This window comes from Streptomyces asoensis (genome assembly GCF_013085465.1).
In the GTDB taxonomy this organism is placed as follows: Bacteria; Actinomycetota; Actinomycetes; order Streptomycetales; family Streptomycetaceae; genus Streptomyces; species Streptomyces cacaoi_A.
The window spans coordinates 9,528,532-9,549,687 of sequence record NZ_CP049838.1 but is presented as its reverse complement, the minus strand read 5'-3'; the positions used below and the strand labels follow the sequence as shown (position 1 = coordinate 9,549,687).

Annotated in this window: 9 protein-coding genes and 2 pseudogenes; 3 read left to right on the top strand and 8 right to left on the bottom strand. The window is 70.7% G+C overall.

Translation table 11 applies throughout. The features are described 5' to 3' along the window. Positions 1–159 precede the first annotated feature (159 nt). From G9272_RS45660 to G9272_RS42210, 7 genes and pseudogenes are all read right to left on the bottom strand, one after another. Positions 160–385: pseudogene (locus G9272_RS45660) on the bottom strand (nucleotidyltransferase domain-containing protein); the annotation flags it as partial. A gap of 108 nt (positions 386–493) precedes the next feature. Continuing rightward, positions 494–2,110 (bottom strand): glycoside hydrolase family 13 protein, encoded by a 1,617-nt coding sequence (locus G9272_RS42235; RefSeq protein ID WP_171401482.1) that lies wholly within the window; start codon positions 2,108–2,110, stop codon positions 494–496. Between the two features lie 173 nt (positions 2,111–2,283). Continuing rightward, complete coding sequence (locus G9272_RS42230) at positions 2,284–3,159, bottom strand: carbohydrate ABC transporter permease (RefSeq protein WP_171401481.1); 876 nt, start codon at positions 3,157–3,159, stop codon at positions 2,284–2,286. 19 nt (positions 3,160–3,178) lie between these two features. Next, the gene (locus G9272_RS42225; protein ID WP_171401480.1) at positions 3,179–4,141 is read right to left on the bottom strand and encodes a carbohydrate ABC transporter permease; all 963 of its coding nucleotides are present in this window, start codon (positions 4,139–4,141) and stop codon (positions 3,179–3,181) included. A gap of 149 nt (positions 4,142–4,290) precedes the next feature. Next, on the bottom strand, positions 4,291–5,706 hold the full coding sequence (locus tag G9272_RS42220) for an ABC transporter substrate-binding protein (protein ID WP_171401479.1): 1,416 nt from the start codon (positions 5,704–5,706) through the stop codon (positions 4,291–4,293). 384 nt (positions 5,707–6,090) lie between these two features. Then, entirely contained in the window at positions 6,091–7,101 is a 1,011-nt protein-coding gene (locus G9272_RS42215; RefSeq protein ID WP_171401478.1) for a LacI family DNA-binding transcriptional regulator, read from the bottom strand. Between the two features lie 99 nt (positions 7,102–7,200). Continuing rightward, positions 7,201–11,493, bottom strand: coding sequence for a discoidin domain-containing protein (locus G9272_RS42210; protein ID WP_171401477.1), 4,293 nt, complete (start codon positions 11,491–11,493; stop codon positions 7,201–7,203). Positions 11,494–12,020: 527 nt separating this feature from the next. Here G9272_RS42210 and G9272_RS42205 point away from each other — a divergent pair. Further along, on the top strand, positions 12,021–15,449 hold the full coding sequence (locus tag G9272_RS42205; RefSeq protein WP_171401476.1) for a CARDB domain-containing protein: 3,429 nt from the start codon (positions 12,021–12,023) through the stop codon (positions 15,447–15,449). 127 nt (positions 15,450–15,576) lie between these two features. Here G9272_RS42205 and G9272_RS42200 read toward each other — a convergent pair whose 3' ends face one another. Continuing rightward, a complete protein-coding gene (locus tag G9272_RS42200) occupies positions 15,577–16,407 on the bottom strand; it encodes a class I SAM-dependent methyltransferase (RefSeq protein WP_171401474.1) in 831 nt (276 codons plus the stop codon). Positions 16,408–16,905: 498 nt separating this feature from the next. On the opposite strand from G9272_RS42200, the gene G9272_RS42195 reads away from it, so the two are divergent. Together G9272_RS42195 and G9272_RS42190 are read left to right on the top strand one after the other, a co-directional pair. After that, positions 16,906–20,181, top strand: a complete 3,276-nt coding sequence (locus G9272_RS42195; protein ID WP_171401473.1) for a LamG-like jellyroll fold domain-containing protein — start codon at positions 16,906–16,908, stop codon at positions 20,179–20,181. A 37-nt stretch (positions 20,182–20,218) separates the two neighbouring features. After that, positions 20,219–21,051: pseudogene (locus G9272_RS42190) on the top strand (IS5 family transposase). The last annotated feature ends 105 nt before the right edge of the window (positions 21,052–21,156 follow it).

The following is a 21,156-nucleotide window of genomic DNA, read 5'->3' as shown; positions in this document are numbered from 1 at the left end:
GGCAGCGGGCCGGCCGGCCGTCGGCTGCGGAGGGGCAAGCCTGTCGGCGGAAAGGGGGCGACGGGCCCGACGACGGCGTGCCCGGCCGGGATCTGGGGGGCCGGGGCGCGCCACGCAGTGCCAGGGCGCCCGAAGTCGGCGACACATCGCCGACGTCAGCCGCACGGGCCGCCGGTCCAGGGTCTCGGTGAAACCCGCCGCCGCCAGTGCGGCCACCACGTCGGGCTCCTGGTCCAGGCGGTGCATCAGGTCCAGGTCCCGGTGCTCGCGGGTCTGCTCCCCCACCAGGGGCGTCGATGCCCCAGCCGCCCCCGATCCAGGTGTCGGCACCCGCGCGCCGCAGCAGCAGCGCCGACCCGGACAGCGCGTCCTCCGCCGTCATCATCGCGGCAGCCTCACGGTCCTTCGCGCGCGACGGCGGGTCCACCGCCCCGCGGCGCCGGGCCGGTGGCGGGAAGGCCCCGACCCGGCCCGGCGACGGTGTGCGCGTCGCTCATGCGCGCAGCCAGATCGCGGTGTCGCCCGGTAGCCGGCCTGCGGCATCCAGGGGGCCGCTGGCGAGCAGGACGTGATCGTGCTCGGGGAGGGCGGCCGGAGCAGCGGCCAGGTTGACCACGCAGACCAGGCCGGGCGCCCGGCGGAACGCGAGAACCCCGGCGGGGGCGGGCAGCCACTCCAGGGGGCCGTCGCCGAGGCCCGCCTCGGTACGGCGCAGCCGCAGAGCGGTGCGGTAGAGGACCAGCATCGAGCCGGGGTCGGCGGCCTGGAGGTCGGCGGCGTACGCGGACCACCCAGCGGGTTGCGGCAGCCAGGGTTCGGTGCGCGAGCCGAAGCCCGCGTACAAGGCGTCGGCGGTCCACGGCAGCGGGACCCGGCAGCCGTCGCGGCCGGGGTCGGCGCCGCCGGAGCGGAAGTGCATCGGGTCCTGGATGCGCTCGCGCGGGATGTCCGCCTCGGGCAGGCCGAGTTCCTCGCCCTGGTAGAGGTAGACCGAGCCGGGCAGTGCGAGGGTGAGGAGGGCGGCGGCGCGGGCCCGGCGGGTGCCGAGCGCCAGGTCGGTCGGGGTGCCGTACTCCTTGGTCGCGAAGTCGAATCCGGTGTCCGCACGGCCGTAGCGGGTGACCGTGCGCGTCACGTCGTGGTTGCACAGCACCCAGGTGGCGGGCGCGCCGACCGGGGCGTGCTCGGCCAGGGTGTCGTCGATCGCCGCGCGCAGCCGGTCCGCGTCCCAGGGGCAGGCCAGGAAGTTGAAGTTGAAGGCGGTGTGCAGTTCGTCGGGGCGCAGATAGCGGGCGAAGCGCTCGGCGTCCGGCAGCCAGACCTCCCCGACGAAGACGCCGCCGTAGGCGTCTGCGACGCTCCGCCAGGAGCGGTAGATCTCGTGCAGTTCGTCGCGGTCGATGTACGGGTGGGGGTCGCGGCCCTCGACGAAGTCCGGCAGGTCGGGGTCCTTGGCGGGCAGGGCGGCCGAGTCGATGCGGACGCCGGCCACTCCCCGCTCGAACCAGAAGCGCAGGACGTCCTCGTGCTCCTCGCGGACCGCCGGGTGGGCCCAGTTGAGGTCGGGCTGCTGGGGGGTGAACAGGTGCAGGTACCACTCGCCGTCCTCGACCCGGGTCCAGGTCTGGCCGGCGAACTGCGACGGCCAGTCGTTGGGCGGCAGTTCGCCGTGCTCGCCGCGTCCGGGGCGGAAGTGGAACAGCTTGCGCTCGGGGCTGCCGGGTCCGGCGGCGAGCGCGGCCCGGAACCAGGGGTGCTGGTCGGAGACGTGGTTGGGGACGATGTCGACGATGGTGCGGATGCCGAGGGCCCGGGCCTCTCCGATCAGCTTCTCGGCCTCGTCGAGGGTGCCGAAGGCGGGGTCGATGGTGCGGTAGTCGGCGACGTCGTAGCCGCCGTCGGCGAGCGGGGAGAGGTACCAGGGGGTGAACCAGATGGCGTCGACGCCGAGTTCGGCGAGGTAGGGCAGTCTCGCCCGTACGCCCGCCAGGTCCCCGGTGCCGTCGCCGTCGCCGTCGGCGAAACTGCGGGGGTACACCTGGTAGATGGCAGCGCCACGCCACCAGTCGTCCGAGGGGGCCGAGGTCTTGTCGGGGTGCGGGGCTGCCACGTGACGGTCCTTTCGGGGCAGGGGTGGTTCTCCGCCGCCGCCCCGGACAGCGGGGCGTCGAGGACGGGGCGGCGGCGGAGGATCGGAAGGGGTACCGACGGGCCGGGCGGGCGCGACGCCCACGGCCGGCGGGAGGAGCCGGGGGACGCCGGTGACGGGAGGGGAGGTCGGATTCAGCCCTTGAGGCCGCCCGCGGTCAGTCCGCTCATGATGTTGCGCTGGAAGACCAGGAACAGCAGCAGCGTCGGCAGGGACGCGATGGTGAGGGCGGCGATCAGCACGTTCTCGGGCACGCTGGTGGCGAGCGAGTAGATGCCGACGGCGAGGGTCTGGCCGGTCGGGTCGGGCAATACCAGCATCGGCCAGAGGAAGTCCTTCCAGACGCCGACGACCGCGAAGATGGACACCACGCCGAGGATGGGCCGGGAGATGGGCAGGACGACGGACCACAGGACGCGCAGCGGGCCCGCCCCGTCCATGGAGGCGGCGTCCAGGAGTTCCTTGGGGATGGAGTCGAAGAACCGCTTCAGCAGGAATATGTTGAAGGCGTTGGTCACCGAGGGCAGCCAGATCGCCCAGGGCGAGTTGAGCAGGTTGCGCTCGACGATCGGCATGTCCAGCACGGTGAGGTACTGCGGGACGACGAGGACGGTCGCCGGGATCATCAGGGTGACGAGCATCATCCCGAGGATCGCCTTGCCGAGGACGGGCCGCAGCCTGGACAGGGAGTAGGCGGCGGCGACGTCCAGCACCAGCTGGAAGGCGAGCGCGCCGAACGCGTAGTACAGGGTGTTGAGGAGCAGGCGGGCGAGGTCCATCACCTCCCAGGCCCGCTGGTAGTTCTCCGGGTGGACGGAGCCGGGCACCCAGGTCGGGGGTGTCTGGACGGCTTCCTGGGTGGTCTTGAGCCCGCCGGACACCATCCAGTAGAGCGGGCCGAGGAAGGCCAGCGTGAACAGGACGACGACGAGCGCGAAGCACAGCCAGTACAGCAGCCTGCCGCGCGGACGGGCGAGGGCGGCGGGCGAGATGAGCGTGCGTGTGGACATGTCCGTGTCTCCCCCGGTCCTACTCTTCGGTGGCGTGGTTGAGCCTGGCGTACACGGCCGAGAAGACGGCCAGCGTGACGAGCAGGATCAGGCCGAGCGCCGCCGCGGCACCGTAGTTGTTGAAGTTGAAGGCGTACTGGTAGATCAGGTGGACGACGGTCGTGGTGGACCCCTCGGGTCCGGCGCCGCCGGTCAGCAGGAAGGGCTCGATGAAGACCTGCATCGTGGCGATGATCTGCATGAGCAGCATCAGCGCCAGGATCAGCCGGGTCTGCGGGATCGTCACGTGCCACACCTTGCGCAGCAGGCCGGCCCCGTCGAGTTCGGCGGCCTCGTACAGTTCGCCCGGGACGCTCTGGAGCGCGGCCAGGTAGATGAGGGTCGCGCCGCCCATGTTCATCCAGGTGGAGGCGACGACGACGGAGAGCATCGCGGTGTCGGGGTCCTGGAGCCACTGCTGCGCGGGTACGCCGAAGACGTCCAGCACCTCGTTGAACATGCCGTACCCGGGGTCGTAGAGGTACTTGAAGAGCAGTACCGACGCGGTGGGCGGCAGCATGACGGGCAGGTAGACCAGGAGCCGCAGATAGCCCTGGCCGTGCCGGAACTCGTTGATGACGAGGGCCGTGACGAAGGGGACGGCGAAGCCCAGGACGAGTGCCAGGGCCGTGAACCAGAGGGTGTTGCGCCAGGCCTGGCCGAAGGCGGGGTCGTTCCAGATGGTGACGAAGTTGTCCCAGCCGGTCCAGCTGACCTGGCCGTCCTCGGTCTTCTGGAAGGCCAGCAGGAACTCGCGGACGATCGGGTACCAGGAGAAGAAGGCGAAGCAGAGCACCGCGCCGATGAGGAATCCGTGGGCGGTGACATTGCGGCGCAGGGCCTTGCCGAGGCCTCCGGCCGGGGGCCGGACGGCGCCGGCACGCGGCCGGCGGGGACGGCGTTCCTTGGCCGCCGGGTCCTGGGTGAGGGTGGGGGCCGACATGGGTGCTCCTCGGTCGGACTGCGGTGTCGCCGGACGGGACGGTCCGGATGCGTGACGTGGGCGGACGGGCGCCGGGCCCGCCGGGTGGGGGCGGCGCCGTGGGCACGCTCGCGAGCCGGGCGGTGGGAGACCGCCCGGCCCCGCGGGGGTCACTGGTTGGCGAGGACCTGGTTCACCTGGGTCTCCGCCGTCGACAGGAGCTTGTCGATGTCGGCGTCCTTGTTGGTGAGGATGCCGGACATCACGTTGTCGAGGACCTTGTAGATCTCCTGCGCCTTCGGCGGCTCGGCCTTGCCCGGGACCGGGTTGTCCATGAAGGCCTTGAAGTTCTGCACCGGCATGGTGGCGAACTGCTGACGGGCGGCGTCGTCCTTGGTCTTGCTGTCGTTCAGCCACAGGTTGGGCTGCGGGAGTCCGACGGGGAGGCTGTCGGCCTTGGTGCGCTCCCAGTCGTACTGGCCCTTGCCGACGGTGGTGAACTTGAAGTTGAGCCAGGCGATCGCCGCCTTGACCTTGTCGGACGAGATGCCCTTCTTGATCATGTAGTTGTTGCCTCCGGCGAGGGTGTTCTTGCCGCCGGGGATCGGGCCCATGCCGAAGTTCTCGTACTTGGCGCCGAGTTGCTGGACCATGTAGGTCACGTCGTCGGGCGCGGCGAGGAACATGCCGAGCTTGTCGGTGGCGATCTGCTTCTGGAGGTCGCCCCACTTCAGCAGCTGGGTCTTGCCCATGGCGTCGTCCTCCCAGCGCATCGCGTGGAGGTTCCGGGCGACCTGCTTGCCGATCGCGTCGTTGAACGCGGCCTTCGTGCCGGAGGCGTCGACGACCTCACCGCCGAGGCTGTACATCTGCGCGGTGAAGTGCCACCCGCCGGTGTTGCCCGCGCTGTACTCGCCGAAGCCGGCCACGCCGCCGCCGAGTCCGGCGATCCTCTTGGCCGCCGCCCGGACGTCCTCCCAGGTGGCGGGCGGGGTGTCGGGGTCGAGCCCGGCCTCCTCGAAGAGCGAGCGGTTGATGAGCAGGCCCATCCGGTAGTTGCTGGTGGGCAGGCCGTAGAGCTTGCCGTCCTTCTTGAGCGAGCCGAGGACGTCGGGGTCGATGTCCTTCAGCAGCGGCACGGTCCTGTCGTTGACGTAGGCGCTGATGTCCTGGGCGCCGTCGTTGTCGAGGACCTGGTCGAGGTCCGTGAAGTAGGTGTAGAACACGTCGGGTTGGGACTTCGCCTTGAGCATCGCGGTGAAGCGCGGCGGTTCCAGGCACTGGCCCGGGGTGGAGCGGCCCTGCACGGTGACGTTGGGGTACGTCTTGTTGAACTCCTTGACGTCCTCGTTCCACTCCTTGAGCTCGGCCTTCTTGGCCGCCGGCGGCATGCAGTCGATGGTGATGGTCACCTTGGTCCTGGGGTCCAGCGGCGCGGCGGGGTTGGCGTTCGCGCTGTTCCCGTCGCCGTTGTCGCCGTCGTCGCTGCTGCTCGTGCCGCAGGCGGCGAGCGCCGTCAGTGTGAGAGCGGAGACGAGGGTGACCGCGCCGGCGCGGCGGGTGCGGCGGAACCGAGCTCTTCTCATGGGTGGTCCCCTTCGGGCATGAACGTGGAAGGCGCCCCCTCGCCGGTACGAGGTGGGGCGCCGCACACTCAATCACCGCCAACAAGACTGCGCAATATCTCGCGCCGATTTCGTAATTGCTTGACAGAGCAACGCAGATGGAGCGATCTGCACCCGGCGATTCCCTGCAAGCCGATGTCGAGTACGGAACATTGCGTACCGCTTCCGGACCGGCACCCCGGGACCCGCAGCCCGGGACCGACAGCCCAGGACCGGCACCCCGGGAGGGACGGATCCGGACGGGCGGTGACATGACGCGGCCGGCCCACGAGGTTCCGTGGGCCGGCCGATGACGCGACGGGCAGGGTGTACGCGAGGGGCGCGCGCCGGGCGGGACGGGCCCCGTCAGTCGCGCGGCGCCTGGGCCGTGGAGCCGCGCACGACCAGCTCGGGCTCGAACAGCAGCTCACCGGGCGGCACTTCGCCGCCCTGGATCTGGGTGCACAGCAGGTCCACGGCGGCGCGCCCCATGGCCTCGATGGGCTGGCGCACGGTGGACAGCGGGGGCTCCGTGCAGTTCATGAAGGCGGAGTCGTCGAAGCCGACGACGGACACCTGTTCGGGCACCGCGAGGCCGCGCCGCCGGGCGGCCCTGATGGCCCCGAGCGCCAGCGGGTCGCTCGCGCAGATGATGCCGGTGACCCCGCGGTCCAGCAGGCGCGAGGTGGCCGCCTGGCCGCCTTCCAGGGAGAACATCGAGCGCTCCACCCGGTCCTCGGAGAGCGGGGAGCCGGCCGCCTCGGCCGCGGCCTGCGCGGCGGCGAGCTTGCGCCGGGAGGGCATGTGGTCGCGGGGCCCGAGGACGACCCCGATACGCTCATGGCCCAGCAGGGAGAGGTGGCGCCAGGCCTGTTCCACCGCGACGGCGTCGTCGCAGGAGACACAGGGGAAGTCCAGTTCCTCCACGGGCGCGTTGATCAGGACCACCGGGATGCGCCGTTCGGCGAGCTGCCGGTAGTGCTCGTGCGGGGCGTCGGCCTGCGCGAACAACCCTCCGGCGAAGACCACACCGGAGACGTGCTGCTGGAGGAGGAGATCGACGTAGTCCGCCTCGGAGACGCCGCCCTTGGTCTGGGTGCACAGCACGGGGGTCAGCCCCTGCTGGGCCAGCGCGCCGCCGATGACCTCGGCGAGCAGCGGGAAGATCGGGTTCTGGAGCTCCGGCAGCACAAGTCCCACCAGCCGGGCGCGTTCGCCGCGCAGCTGGGTGGGGCGCTCGTAGCCGAGCACGTCCAGCGCGGTCAGCACCGACTGACGGGTGGTCTCGGAGACCCCCGGCTTGCCGTTGAGCACCCGGCTGACCGTGGCCTCGCTGACCCCTACCTTCTTGGCAACCTGAGCAAGTCGTCGCGTCATGGGCGCAAGGTTAGCGCAAGCCACGCAAGCGGCTTGCGCCAACCAGGGCCTCAATGTTCAGTTTCCGTCAGGATCCATGGCCCTCTTGCGGTCCGGTGATCAGGGATTGATGTTGATCTTGAAGGTGGAGGTGGTGTTCCGGATGTCCACGGCATTGCCGTTCAGGCGCAGCCCGTTGATCGTGACCTCGCCGACCGCCGGACCCTGACCGGCCTCGGGCAACTCGTTCGCCCACAGTCCGAAGCCGGACCTGGCGTCAAAGGCGTCGCCGCTCTTGCGGGCGCCGGTGATCGAGATGTCGGTGAGGACGGTGTCCTTGATCGGGTTCACCGGCTGGCCGCCGACGTACTGCGTCTGGAACATGATTCCGGAGTAGGTCGGGTCGACGATGTCGACGTCGTTGATCCGGATGCCCTGGAACACCTTGGACGCGGAGAACAGCCAGATGCCGGGGAAGGTCTGGGCGCCCCAGAAGTGCCCGCCGGAACGGACCACGGAGACGTTCTCCACCGTCGTCGGGTCGGTCCCGAAGCCGTTCATCGGGTAGCCGAAGTCCAGCGAGCTGATGGTGATGCCGGAGTAGACCAGGGTGTCGGCGATGTGGATGTTGCGGAAGGTGTTGTCGTAGCCGCCGTACACGGCGATGCCCGCGGCCCGCCAGGTCAGCAGCGAGGTCAGGTTCTCGTAGAGGTTGTCCTTCATGTCGGCGCCGCCCGCGTCGATCGCCGAGAACAGCGCGAAGCTGTCGTCTCCGGAGGCGCGGGACTCGTTATTGACGACGTGGTTGTCCGTCGACCCGTTGGTCATGTTGATCGCGTCGGCGAAGGTGTCGCGGATACGGGAGTTGCTGATCGTCACCCGGTCGGTGTTGGCGCCCCAGTACAGGCAGACCATGTGCTCGGTCCAGGTGTTGTCGATGACGATGTCCGACACGTTGGCGAAGTCGAACACCTTGCCCGGTCCGTCGATGCGCGAGGTGTAGTTGCCGAAGTAGGCGAAGCCGCGGAACGCGGAGCCCTTGGCGCTCGCCTCGGCCCGGAAGCCGACGTCGGTGTTCTCCTGGCCGGCCGGGGCGTGGAACTGGGTGTACCAGGGTCCGGCGCCGACGACCTGCACGGCCTTGCCGTACACCTGGAACTTCGACGGTGTCTGGTAGTCGCCCGGCGGCAGGTAGACGCCGGCGAGTTTGCCGGTGGTGTCCATCCGGACCCGGTCGAGGGCGTTCTGCACGTCCTGGTGGGTGAAGCCGGCCGGGACGGCGTACGCCGCCGGGTCGGGGTTGGCGACGGGCGCGACCTGCTCCAGGCTGACGAAGTCGATCGCGTAGCGCGAGGTGTTGGCGGCGTCCTTCTGGAGCCGGATCTTCGCACCGGCCGGGACGGTCTCGCCCAGCATCAGATGAGCCTCGTCGTAGATGTGGCGCGGGGCTCCCGCGGAGGGCGCGTTGCCGGGCGACGCCTCGGCGCCGTACAGCCAGGCGTACCGCGAGGTGAGCGGCAGGGCCTTGCGGAGGGTGCCGTCGACGTAGACGTTCAGGGTGGCGTCGGTGCCGCCGCCGCCCGGGGCGTCGGGGAGGGAGAAGCGGGTCACCAGGGTGTTGGTGGCCGCCCGGGTGGTGAACTCCACGTATTCACCGGTGCCGTCGAGGGTGACGGCCTTGCGTCCTGACGCCTCGCCCGCGAGGTCGCCGACGGTGCGGTTGGGGCCGACGGTGGTGGCGCCGCCGCCCGTGGTGCCGTCCTCCGCCTCGTACATGTCGTACGGCATGTTGGCGCCGCGTCCGACGAACAGGGACTGCTCCACGGTGTTGTTCTCCCGCTTCACGGGCAGTTCGTTGCCGTCGGGCGCGACCGTGGCGCGCACCGTGTAGGTGCCGTTGGCGGCCGTCCAGGTGCCGAGGGTGACCGGTGCGGTGGTGGCACCGGCGGTGATCGCCCCGTCGTGGGAGCCGGTCAGCGTGCGGACGGTCGCCCCCTTGGAGTCGACCAGGGCGAGGGTGAGGGCGTGGGCGCCGCCCGCGGAGGCGACGGTGCCCTGATTGCGCACGGCGACCCGGAAGGTGACCGTGTCGCCCGCGGCCGGGCCGGACGGCGCCGTGGTGACCGCCGGGACCAGGTCGGAGCTGCTGACCGGGCGCACGGTGAGGGCGGTGGGCGCCGTGTAGGCGTTGTTGGTCTCGTTCTGCTCGATCACCGTGCCGCCCTCGTCGGCGACGGCGCTGAGCTGGTAGGTCCCCGCGTCGCGGGCGCCGATCGAGGCGCTGACGGTGGTCTGCGCGCCGGCGGCCAGGGCGCCCACGGGGGCGGTGGCGACCTTGGTGCCGTTCAGCCGCAGCGCGAGGCTGCCGGCGGGCGCGGCGGTCTCGCCGCTGTTGCGGACGGTGGCCGCCAGGGTGATGGCGTCCGACTCCACGGGCGAGGCCGGCGAGGCGGTCAGCGAGGTGACCTCCAGATCGGGGTTGGGCGCGGCGGTGCCGATCACCTGGAACTCGGCGATCTGCCCTGCGGGGGCACCGGAGTTGCCGGTGAACCGCAGCTGGACATCGGCGACGCGCGCGGCGACCGGGATGGTCACCGTGTTGCCGCTCGCCGGGCTGAAGGCGTACCCCGTGGCGGCGACCAGCGAGGCGTGGCCGCTCGCGGACTGTTCGCGCCCGAGCACCTGGACGGTCTGGGTGCGCGGGCCCCAGGAGCTGTCCGGGTTGAGGCGCAGGACCAGTGAGGTGACGTCGGCGTTGGCGCCGAGCTGCACGGTCAGCGTGGCGGGGTGGCCGGAGCCCTCCCAGTAGGTGCTGGTGGAGTTGTCGTTGGCGTTCTCGGCCACGAAGGTGTGCACGGTCGAGGAGGCCGTGACGGGCTTGCCGACCGCGAGGTTGGAGCCGGGGCCTGAGGTGCCGGTGCGGGTGGCGGTGTTGCTGTTGCCGGAGACGTTCCCGGCGGCGTCCTTCGCCCGCACGAAGTAGGACACGGTGGCGGTGGCGGAGCGGTTGTCGGTGTAGGTGGTCACGTTGCCCGCGACCGTGGTGAGCAGGGTGTTGTTCGCGTAGACGTCGTAGCCGGTGACGCCGGTGTTGTCGGTGGAGGCGTTCCACGTCAGCCGGATCTGCCCGGCGGCAGGCTCGGTGAAGGCCAGGTTCGCGGGGGCGGTGGGCGCCTGGGTGTCGCCGGTCGCGCCACGTCGGGTGACGGTGTTGCTGTTGCCGGAGACGTTCCCGGCGGCGTCCTTGGCACGCACGAAGTAGGAGACCGTGGCGCTCGCGGGCCGAATGTCGGTGTACGTGGTGGCGTTGCCTGCGACCGAGGTCAGCAGCTCGTTGTCGGCGTAGACGTCGTAGCCGGTGACGCCGGTGACGCCGGTGTTGTCGGTGGAGGCGTTCCACGTCAGCCGGATCTGCCCGGCGGCAGGCTCGGTGTACGCCAGGTTCGCCGGAGCCGTGGGCGCCTGGGTGTCGCCGGTCGCCGGGCCGTAGACCTCCAACTCGGACAACTGCGCGGCGGGCTGACCGGTGTTGGCGGTGACCAGGACCTGGAGGTAGCGGGTGGTGGCGGTGTCGAAGGTGACCGTCACCGTGTTCCCGTCGGTCGGGGCGAACTGGTACGCCTTCGACGCCGTGAGGTCGGTGAAGTCGGTCCCGTTGGCGCTGCCCTGGATCTTCAGGGTCTGGGTGCGGGCGCCCCAGCCGTCGGGCAGCTTGAGCACCACCCGGTCGACGCCGAGGGAGGAGCCGAGGTCGGCCCGGATCCACTGCGGGAGTTCGTTGTTGCGGCTCTCCCAGTAGCTGGCCTTGTTGCCGTCCGCGGCGTTGGCCGGCACGTATGTCTCGGTGTGGCTGCTCGCGGTGAGGGTGCGGCCGCGGGCGAGGTCGGTGGAGGACTCACCCGCCGCGTGCACCTCCAGCTCCGAGAGCTGGGCGGCCTGCCAGCCGGTGTTGGCGGTGATCTCGACCCGTACATAGCGGGTCTGCCCGGCCGGGAAGGCCACCGTGACGGTGTTGGCCGAGCCGGGGCTGAAGGTGTAGGCGGCGGACGCCTTCAGGGTGCTGAAGCCGGTGCCGTCGGCGCTGCCCTGCACGGACAGGGTCTGGCTGCGGCTCTCCCAGGACACGGGCAGCTTCAGCACGACCTCGTCGACGCGGGCGGTGGAGCCGAGGTCGGCCTGGACCCATTGCGGCAGGTTGCCGCCCGCGCTCTGCCAGTAGGAGCCCTGGTCGCCGTCGGTGATGTTGCGGGACGCGTACTCGGCGTGGGAGCTGCTGGCCGCGGTCGGCCGACCGGCAGCGAGGTTGGGGCCGTCGGCCGCCGAGGCGGTGGTCAGTGACGACGCGCCCAGCATCAGCAGACTGGTCGTGAGGACGGCGGCCATGGCCCGCCGTCCCCTGCGCTTCGGTCTCATCTCTCCCCGATCTCCGTCCCGTCCGCCGGGGCGCGGAGGGACACGGTTGTGGATGGGTGGATCGACGGTGCACCGGACACGCCTCGATGTGCGGGACAGGTCACCGCTTTTGCGTGAATCGATCAGAGAGTTGCAGACCGATAGAGGTTCGTCCACCGTCACGACCGGGGCGGATCCGGGCCGCCCATCCCCGGGGCGACCTGCCCAGGGCCGGGATCAGCGACTTTCGTCCGGGCTTTCGCGATAACGCAAGCGGATCTGCAAGCGGCGCAAGTAGCTTGCGTAGCCAACTCCCGCTACTGCCGGGACCGTTGACAAAGCGGAGACGCGCTAGAAACCTGTGGGCGTACTTTCCGCAAAGAATCGACTGTTCAACTCAATTTGCGTGCACGGTCGGCGTTTCCCACCTCGGGTCGGCCCCTCGGGGCCGCTCCCGCACTCTCCCCCGCACCCTCCTGCGCCTCCCCGTACCTCCGGGGCCGCCCCGCCGTGCCCTCCCCCGTGTTCACCGACGAACAGAGGACCTCATGAGTTGGAGACCACCGGGCCGTCGGCCCGTGACCGGCGCGGTCGTCGCCGGGCTCCTGTCGGCCGGCCTGCTGCCGCTGGCCTTCGCCTCCCCCGCCCGGGCGGCTCCGGCAGCGGCCGATGTCAACCTCGCCCTCGGCCGCCCCGCCACGGCGGGCGGCGCGCACGCCGAGTACCCCGCCCGCAATCTCACCGACGGTGTCCAGGCCTCCTACTGGGAGGGCCCGGCGGGGTCCTTCCCGCAGTGGGCGCAGGTCGACCTCGGCGTGGCCCGGGAGGTGGACCGGGTGGTGCTCAAGCTCCCGACCGGGTGGGGCAGCCGTAACGAGACCCTGTCGCTGCTCGGCAGCGGCGACGGCTCCGGCTTCAGCACCCTCGCGGCCTCGGCGGTCCGGGTGTTCGACCCGGACCGGGCCAACACGGTGTCCGTCGCCCTCGCCTCCCCGGCTGACGTGCGGTACCTCCGCGTCAACGTCTCCGGCAACACCGGGTGGAACGCGGCGCAGCTCTCCGAGCTGGAGGTGTACGGCGAGGACGGCGGCACGGACCCGGGCGACCCGCCGCCGGCCGGCACCAACCTGGCCCGCAACAAGCCGGTCGAGGCCACCTCCTCCACGCAGACCTATGTGGCCGCCAACGCCACCGACGACTCCGTCACCACCTACTGGGAGGCGGCCGGTCACCCCTCGGACCTCACCGTCAAGCTGGGCGCCGACGCCGACGTGACCGGCGTGGTCGTCAAGCTCGACCCCGCCCCGGTGTGGGCGGCCCGCACCCAGACCATCCAGGTCCTCGGCCGACAGCAGTCCGCGAGCGGCTTCACCTCGCTGGCTGCCGCGAAGCCGTACTCCTTCAGCCCGGCGAGCGGCAACACGGTGACCGTTCCGGTCAGCGGTCGCTGGTCCGATGTCCGGCTGCACTTCACCGCCAACTCCGGTGCGCCCGGCGGGCAGGTCGCCGAGTTCCAGGTCGTGGGCACCGCCGCGCCCGCCCCCGACCTGACGGTCACCACGCTGGACTGGACGCCGGCCGCGCCCAGCGAGCGGGACGCGGTCACCGTCAGGGCCACCGTGCGCAACGCGGGCACCGCGCGCTCCGCAGCCACCACCGTCGACGTCAGCGTGGAGGGCACGGTCGCGGGCAGCGCCGCCGTCCCGGCGCTGGACCCGGGCGCCTCGGCGACCGTGGACGTCGCCACCGGTACCCGAGCGGCGGGCAGTTACGGCGTGTCGGCCGTCGTGGACCCCCGGAACACCGTCCCGGAGCTGGACGACAGCAACAACAGCCGCACGGCCACGAGCAGGCTGGTCGTCACCCAGGCGCCCGGCCCTGACCTGGAGGTCCGCTCGATCACCACCAGCCCGGCCAACCCGGCCGTCGGCCAGGCCGTCTCCTTCACCGTCGCCGTGCACAACCGCGGGATCAGCGCCGCTCCAGCCGGCTCGGTGACCCGGCTCCAGGCCGGCTCGACCACCCTCAACGGCACGACCGGCCAGGTGGCCCCCGACGCCACGGTGAACGTGACGATCGGCGGGACCTGGACGGCCACCGCGGGCGGGGCGACCCTCACCGCGACCGCCGACGCCACCGGAGTCGTCGCCGAGACCGACGAGAACAACAACGTCCTCACCAAGTCCCTGGTGGTCGGACGCGGCGCCGCCGTTCCGTACACCGAGTACGAGGCGGAGGACGGGCGGTACACCGGCACCCTCCTCACCGCCGACGCCCAGCGGACCTTCGGGCACACCAACTTCGCCACCGAGTCCTCCGGCCGCAGGTCGGTCCGGCTCACCGCGACCGGCCAGTACGTGGAGTTCACCTCCACGAACGCGGCCAACTCCCTCGTGGTGCGCAACTCCGTCCCGGACTCCGCGTCCGGCGGCGGCGCGGACGCCACCGTCAGCCTGTACGCCGACGGCGCCTTCGTGCAGAAGCTGCCCCTGTCGTCCAAGCACAGCTGGCTGTACGGCACCACCGACGACCCCGAGGGCCTGACCAACCGGCCGGGCGGTGACGCGCGGCGCCTGTTCGACGAGTCACACGCACTGCTGTCGAAGAGCTACCCGCCGGGCACCGTGTTCCGCCTCCAGCGCGACGCGGGCGACTCGGCCGCCTTCCAGGTGATCGACCTGGTCGACCTGGAGCAGGTGGCTCCCGCCGCGTCCAAGCCGGCCGACTGCACCTCGATCACCGAGTACGGGGCCGTGCCCAACGACGGCATCGACGACACCGACGCCATCCAGCGGGCGGTCACCGCCGACCAGAACGGCCAGATCTCCTGTGTGTGGATCCCGGCCGGGCAGTGGCGTCAGGAGCAGAAGATCCTCACCGACGACCCGCTGAACCGGGGGCAGTTCAACCAGGTGGGCATCCGGGACGTCACCATCCGCGGCGCGGGCATGTGGCACTCCCAGCTGTACACGCTGACCCCGCCGCAGGAGGCGGGTGGCATCAACCACCCCCACGAGGGCAACTTCGGCTTCGACATCGACTCCAACACCCAGATCTCCGACATCGCCATCTTCGGCTCGGGCACCATCCGCGGCGGCGACGGCAACGCCGAGGGCGGCGTCGGTCTCAACGGCCGCTTCGGCAAGGGCACGAAGATCTCCAACGTGTGGATCGAGCATGCCAACGTCGGTGTCTGGGTGGGCCGCGACTACTCCAACATCCCCGAACTGTGGGGCCCCGGCGACGGGCTGGAGTTCTCCGGGGTGCGCATCCGCGACACCTACGCCGACGGCGTCAACTTCGCCAACGGCACCCGCAACTCCACCGTGTACAACTCCTCCTTCCGCAACACCGGCGACGACGCGCTCGCCGTGTGGGCCAGCAAATACGTGAAGGACACCTCGGTGGACATCGGCCACGACAACCACTTCCGCAACAACACGATCCAGCTGCCGTGGCGGGCCAACGGCATCGCGGTGTACGGCGGTTACGGCAACACCATCGAGAACAACGTGGTCTCCGACACCATGAACTACCCGGGCATCATGCTGGCCACCGACCACGACCCGCTGCCCTTCAGCGGTGAGACCCTGATCGCGGGCAACGCCCTGTACCGCACGGGCGGCGCGTTCTGGAACGAGGACCAGGAGTTCGGTGCGATCACCCTGTTCGCCCAGGGCCAGGACATCCCGGGCGTCACCGTCCGGGACACCGAGATCCACGACTCGACGTACGACGGCATCCAGTTCAAGACGGGTGGCGGCGCCATGCCGGGCGTGAAGATCACGAACGTGCGCATCGACAGGTCCAACAACGGCTCCGGCATCCTGGCGATGAGCGGGGCCCGTGGGAGCGCCATCCTGTCCGGCGTGACGATCACCGGCTCCGCCCAGGGTGACGTACTCGTCGAACCGGGCTCGCAGTTCACGATCACCGGCACCCCGAACGGGGCGGCGGGGCGACGCGACGCCTACTGAGCACGACCGGTGGGCCCCCGGTACCGGGGGCCCACCGCCTCGCCGCTCCACCGCTCGGCGAGCGCCCGATGCCCGCTCGGCTCCGCCGGCAGATCGCCCGCCCGAACGCGAGCGTCGTACGGCCTTGCTAGGCGGCCCTGTCGGCCGTGACCAGCAGGTACTCCCATTCCATGGCCCCGTCCGCGAGGTGCCGGGCGGCCAGGTCCGCGAGCGCCGTGTCGAGGGCGGTGACCTTGTCGAGGTCGCCGGCGATGGAGGCGTAGACGGCGACGGTCGGGCCGTAGCAGCGCTTGAAGAACTCCCGGAAGTCCTCCGGAGCGGAGAACAGGTCGATGCGCAGCAACTGACGACGGGCGTCGACGCCGGTCACGCGGTCGCCGAGCAGAGAACGCACGTGACCCTCGTCGCCCCACAGCGGCGGCGGCTGCGCTCCGGGCGGCGGCGGGGGCGCGTACGGGCGCATGGCGGCGAACATCTGCCCGATGAACCCTTCCGGAGTCCAGTTGACGAGGCCGATCTTCCCGCCGGGTCGACAGACGCGGACCAGTTCGTCGGCGGCCCGCTGGTGGTGCGGGGCGAACATGACGCCGACGCAGGACATCACGGTGTCGAAGTCCGCGTCCGCGAACGGCAGTTCCTCGGCATCGCCCTCGCGCCACTCCAGCTTGGCACCGCGCTCCGTGGCGAGCTCACGGCCGGCCTCCAGCAGTTCCGGGGTCAGATCCACAGCCACCACGTCGGCCCCGACGAGGGCGGCGGGGATGGCGGCGTTCCCCGAGCCGGCCGCGACGTCGAGCACTCGGGTCCCCGGCCGGACGCCGCTCTCCCGCACGAGCTCCGGTCCCAGGTCCGGGATGAGGTCCGTGGCCACGAGGGGATAGTCGCCCAGCGCCCACATGGCACGATGCTTCGCTTTCAGGGCCCGGTCGGCCCGGGTCGCCTCACTCGCCTCGGACATGACGGATCCCTCCGCTGCGGCACCGTATGCGTACGGTTCCGGGCGGGGGCCACCGCCTCGGACCGCTGCGCCCGAGCCTCGCCGACTCCGGCGCCTCATTCGACTGTCTCACGGTTCGACCCGCCGGGCAGGGTCTCGGGGCGGGGCCGTCGCGCCGAGTTGCCGCCCGGACACGGGCCTCTCGGGCAACCGGGACCGCCGACGGTCCATGGCCGCGCGGGTCCGCGGGACGGCGCCGAACCGACCTGCGCAGAACCGCACTTGACACGGAACGGAGCTCCCCCGGTTCCTCGTGACGGCAGACCGACAGAGTGCTGCGTGAGGTCTGGACACTCCCCTGTGAGCGTGCTGTCATACCGCTGTCACAGAATTTCCAACGTTGAAAAGGCCGCCTGACCGAGCGCCCCGTCACCGGTGTGCAGTTGTCTTCCCGGGCTCCCGGCCAGGAGCCCTCACTCCCGCCGGGCGTGGTCACGGCCTCTGTCGAGGAAGGGTTCGATGACACGACACGACACCCGCCCCAGAGCCGGAGTGTGGGCCCTGCTCGCCGCGGCGGCCCTGATCCTGCCCCCGAGCGGGCTGCTTCCCACCGCGGCGGCCGCGGAGCCGCCGAGCAGCGCGTCGGCACCCGCCGCCGAACAGGCGGCCGTCGAGACGCACGGCCTGAAGGGCGAGTACTTCAGCATGTCGGCGCCCGGCGCCCGGGACTTCGACCGACTCGGCGGCACCCTGCTCGACCCGCAGATCAACTTCTCCGGACTGACCGGCACCTTCCAGGAGTTGACCGGCAGGACCGAGCACACCACCGCGCGCTGGACGGGCCGGATCGAGGCACCGGCCACCGGTGACTACACCTTCCACGCCATCGGCGACAACGGTTTCCGGCTCTTCATCGACGACCGGCCCGTCATCGACCACTGGGTGGGCGACTGGGACCGGGAGCAGACCAGCGCCGCCGTCCGGCTGACCGCCGGCGAGCAGCACGACTTCCGTCTGGAGCTGTTCCAGGACACCGGCGGCGCCAACATGTACCTGCGCTGGTCCACGCCGACGATGTCCCGGCAGATCGTGCCGATGTCCGCGTTCACCCCACCGGCCGACTTCGAGGTGTACCCGGTCGAGATGTCGATCGCCGAGAACGGGCGGCGGCTGCGCGCCCGGTTCGAAGGCAGGGTGGGCAGGCTCCAGGACCTCAAGGAGCATCTGACGGTCGAGGCCGACACCACCGCCATGCCGATCAAGTCGGTGACGGCCGTCCCCGGTGATCCCACCTCCCTGAACGTCGACCTCGCGGAGCCGATCCAACAGAACCAACTGGTCAGGGCCTCCTACGACGGTGAGGGCGGACTGACGGCCGGCGGCGAGAGCGTGCCGAAGGTCATCCGCTACGCCGACAACGCCTCCACCCACCGCCTCACCACCGAGTGGGGCGACGAACTCGACGAGAAGCGCCCACTGCCGGAGTACCCGCGCCCCCAGCAGGTGCGGTCCAAGTGGCGCAACCTCAACGGCCCTTGGCAGTTCGGCGCCGCCGAGGCGGGAGAGCAGCCGGTCTTCGGCAAGAACCTCGACGAGAAGATCATCGTGCCGTTCCCGGTCGAGTCCCGGCTGTCCGGTCCTGAGCGGCACGAGGACCACATGTTCTACCGCAGGCTCGTCGACGTGCCCAAGAGCTGGAAGGTCGGCAAGAGCGGCCGGGCCGACCGGCTCAAGCTCAACTTCGGCGCCGTCGACTACCAGGCCCGCGTCTACGTCAACGGCACGAAGGTCGCCGAACACACCGGTGGCTACAACGCCTTCAGCGCCGACATCACCGACGCGCTCAAGGGCACCGGCCCGCAGGAGATCGTCGTCGCCGTCACCGACACCGGAGGCGCCGACCAGCCCATGGGCAAGCAGTCCACGAACCCCGGCGGCATCTTCTACACCCAGACCTCCGGCATCTGGCAGACCGTGTGGATGGAGCCCGTCGCCGCCGCCTCGATCGACGACATCGTCACGACGCCCGACATCGACACCGGCACCCTCGCGGTGACGGTGAACTCCGAGGACGCCTCCCCCACCGCCCGGGTCGAGGCCGTCGCCCGCGACGCCCGCGGCAAGGTCGTCGGCAAGGTCACCGGACCGGCCGGCAAGGAACTGCGCCTGCCAGTGGCGAAGCAGCATCTGTGGAGCCCCGACGACCCCTACCTCTACGACCTCGACGTCACGCTCACCGACGGGAGGTCGACCGACAGGGTCGGCAGCTACTTCGGTATGCGCGAGGTCGGCATCGAGAAGGTGGGCGGCTTCGACAAGCTCGTCCTCAACGGCAAGCCGATCTTCTCCCTCGCCACGCTCGACCAGGGATTCTGGCCCGACGGCCTCTACACCGCGCCCAGCGACGAAGCCCTGGCCTTCGACCTCGAGGCACACAAGAAGCTCGGCTTCAACGCCGTCCGCAAGCACATCAAGGTCGAACCGCAGCGCTGGTTCTACCACGCCGACAGGCTCGGCCTGCTGGTCTGGCAGGACTTCGTCTCCGGGAACCTCACCAACGCCACGGGCCAGAAGGCGTTCGTCGACCAGGGAAAGGAGATCGTGCGCCAGCACCACAACTCGCCCTCCGTCATCGGCTGGATCGTCTTCAACGAGGGCTGGGGCGAGTGGAACCGCGAGGAGACCGGCCGCATCACCGAGTCCGTCCAGACCGCCGACCCGTCCCGCGTCGTCAACGCCCACAGTGGGGTCAACTGCTGCAACTCCAAGGGTGATTCGGGCAAGGGCGACATCATCGACCACCACGACTACAACAACACCGACCCCGCCTTCCCCGACGACGGCCGGGCGGCCATGGACGGTGAGCACGGCGGCTTCACCCTGCGCACCCCGGGTCACCTGTGGCCGGGCGCCCCGACGGTGATCTACAGCGGTGTCACCACCAAGGAGGAGCTGACCCGCAAGTACGTGGAGAACACCGAGCAGTTCTATGTCGAGCAGGCCGGCGCCGAACTGTCGGGGTCGGTGTACACGCAGATCACCGACCTGGAGAACGAGCTGAACGGCCTGTACACATACGACCGCCGCGAGATCAAGGTCGATCCCGACCAGGTACGGAGGATCAACCGCAAGGTGATCGCCGCCGGCGCCGCCGCGGGCCGTGCGGGACCGCTGAAGGGCGGCGGGCACTGGAGCCTCGACGAGGGCACCGGCACCACCGCGAAGGACGAGGGCCCGAACGCCAGGCCTCTCACCCTCCGCGAGGGCGCCTCCTGGACCCCCGGCGTCAGCGGCAGCGCCCTGAAGTTCGACGGTCAGAAGCAGTACGCCGAGACCGCCGGACCGGTGCTCGACACCGGCGGCAGCTACTCGGTGGCCGCCTGGGTACGGCTCGACGCGATCCCCGGCAACTACGCCACCGCGGTCAGCCAGGACTCCCGCGCCACGGCCAACTCGTTCTACCTCCAGTACGGACATGGCACGTTCGCCTTCAGCACGCCCGGCGAGCACCGCGCCCAGGTCGCCGTCTCCGCCGAGACGGGCCGCTGGTACCACCTGGTCGGCGTGCGGGACGCCACGAGCAACCAGATCCGGCTGTACGTCGACGGAAAGCTCGCGGCGACGGCCACCGGCGGCTCGGCACTTCCGAGCACCGGTCCGCTGACCGTGGGGCGCGCCCACTGGGACGGCGCGAACGTCGACTACTGGAACGGGGCGGTCGACGAGGTCCACGCCGTCGACCGGGCGCTCGGCGCCGAGGAGGTGAGCGGCCTCTACGCGGAGGAGAAGCCCTAGGGCGTGTCCGCAAAGTCGCTTGCTCGTTGGTCGGTTCATGGTGCGTCGTCATGAGCTGAGCGATGAGTCGTGGGCGGTGATCGAACCGTTGCTGGCCCCTCCCCGGATGGGCCGGCCGGTGCGGGACCGCCGCCAAGTGGTGAACGGGATCTGGTGGAAGCTGTCCACCGGCGCGGCCTGGCGGGATCTGCCCGAGCGCTATGGGCCGTGGAAGACCGTCTACGAACGCTTTCGCCGCTGGTCGGCGGACGGCACCTGGGACCGCCTGCTCGCCCACGTCCAACAGCACTCCGACGCCGTGGGAGCCGTCGACTGGTCGATCGTATGCATCGACTCCACGACCGTGCGGGCCCACCAGCATGCCGCCGGGGCCCGAAAAGGGGGCCCTGGCCGGGCGAGGCGATCGGCCGGTCCCGCGGCGGACTGACCACGAAGATCCACCTCGCCTGCGACGGCCGGGGACGACCCCTGGCCTTCACCCTCACCGCTGGCAACGTCAACGACTGCACCCAGTTCGAGCAGGTCATGGCCCGCATCCGCATCGAGCGGTGCGGGCCGGGCCGTCCTCGCACCCGGCCGGAACTGGTGGCCGCCGACAAGGGCTACTCGTCCACGAAGATCCGCACCTATCTCCGCCGACGAGGCATCAAGGCCGCCATCCCCGAGCGGATCGACCAGATCAACGGCCGTATCCGGCGAGGCGAGAGCCGGTGCCGGCTCAACCGCGCGGCCTACCGCCGGCGCAACGTCGTCGAACGCTGCTTCAACAGGCTCAAGCACAACAAAGCCCTGGCCACCCGCTACGACAAACGCGCCCGCCACTACCAGGCCCTGGTCACCCTCGCCTGCCTACGACTCTGGCTCCCCTGACTTTGCGGACACGACCTAGGGCGCTGCGCTTGGTGGACGGTGGCGGCCTTGTCCTCTCGCGGGGCGGGGCCGCGCCACCGATCACCGGTCGACCGCGGCCCAGGG

What these genes read in the sequence shown, in the direction of transcription:
- G9272_RS42225 (WP_171401480.1), bottom strand. Translation starts at nt 4,141, where the DNA reads ATGTCGGCCCCCACCCTCACCCAGGACCCGGCGGCCAAGGAACGCCGT.
- G9272_RS42205 (WP_171401476.1), top strand. Translation starts at nt 12,021, where the DNA reads ATGAGTTGGAGACCACCGGGCCGTCGGCCCGTGACCGGCGCGGTCGTC.
- G9272_RS42210 (WP_171401477.1), bottom strand. Translation starts at nt 11,493, where the DNA reads ATGAGACCGAAGCGCAGGGGACGGCGGGCCATGGCCGCCGTCCTCACG.
- G9272_RS42220 (WP_171401479.1), bottom strand. Translation starts at nt 5,706, where the DNA reads ATGAGAAGAGCTCGGTTCCGCCGCACCCGCCGCGCCGGCGCGGTCACC.
- G9272_RS42195 (WP_171401473.1), top strand. Translation starts at nt 16,906, where the DNA reads ATGACACGACACGACACCCGCCCCAGAGCCGGAGTGTGGGCCCTGCTC.
- G9272_RS42230 (WP_171401481.1), bottom strand. Translation starts at nt 3,159, where the DNA reads ATGTCCACACGCACGCTCATCTCGCCCGCCGCCCTCGCCCGTCCGCGC.
- G9272_RS42215 (WP_171401478.1), bottom strand. Translation starts at nt 7,101, where the DNA reads ATGACGCGACGACTTGCTCAGGTTGCCAAGAAGGTAGGGGTCAGCGAG.
- G9272_RS42200 (WP_171401474.1), bottom strand. Translation starts at nt 16,407, where the DNA reads ATGTCCGAGGCGAGTGAGGCGACCCGGGCCGACCGGGCCCTGAAAGCG.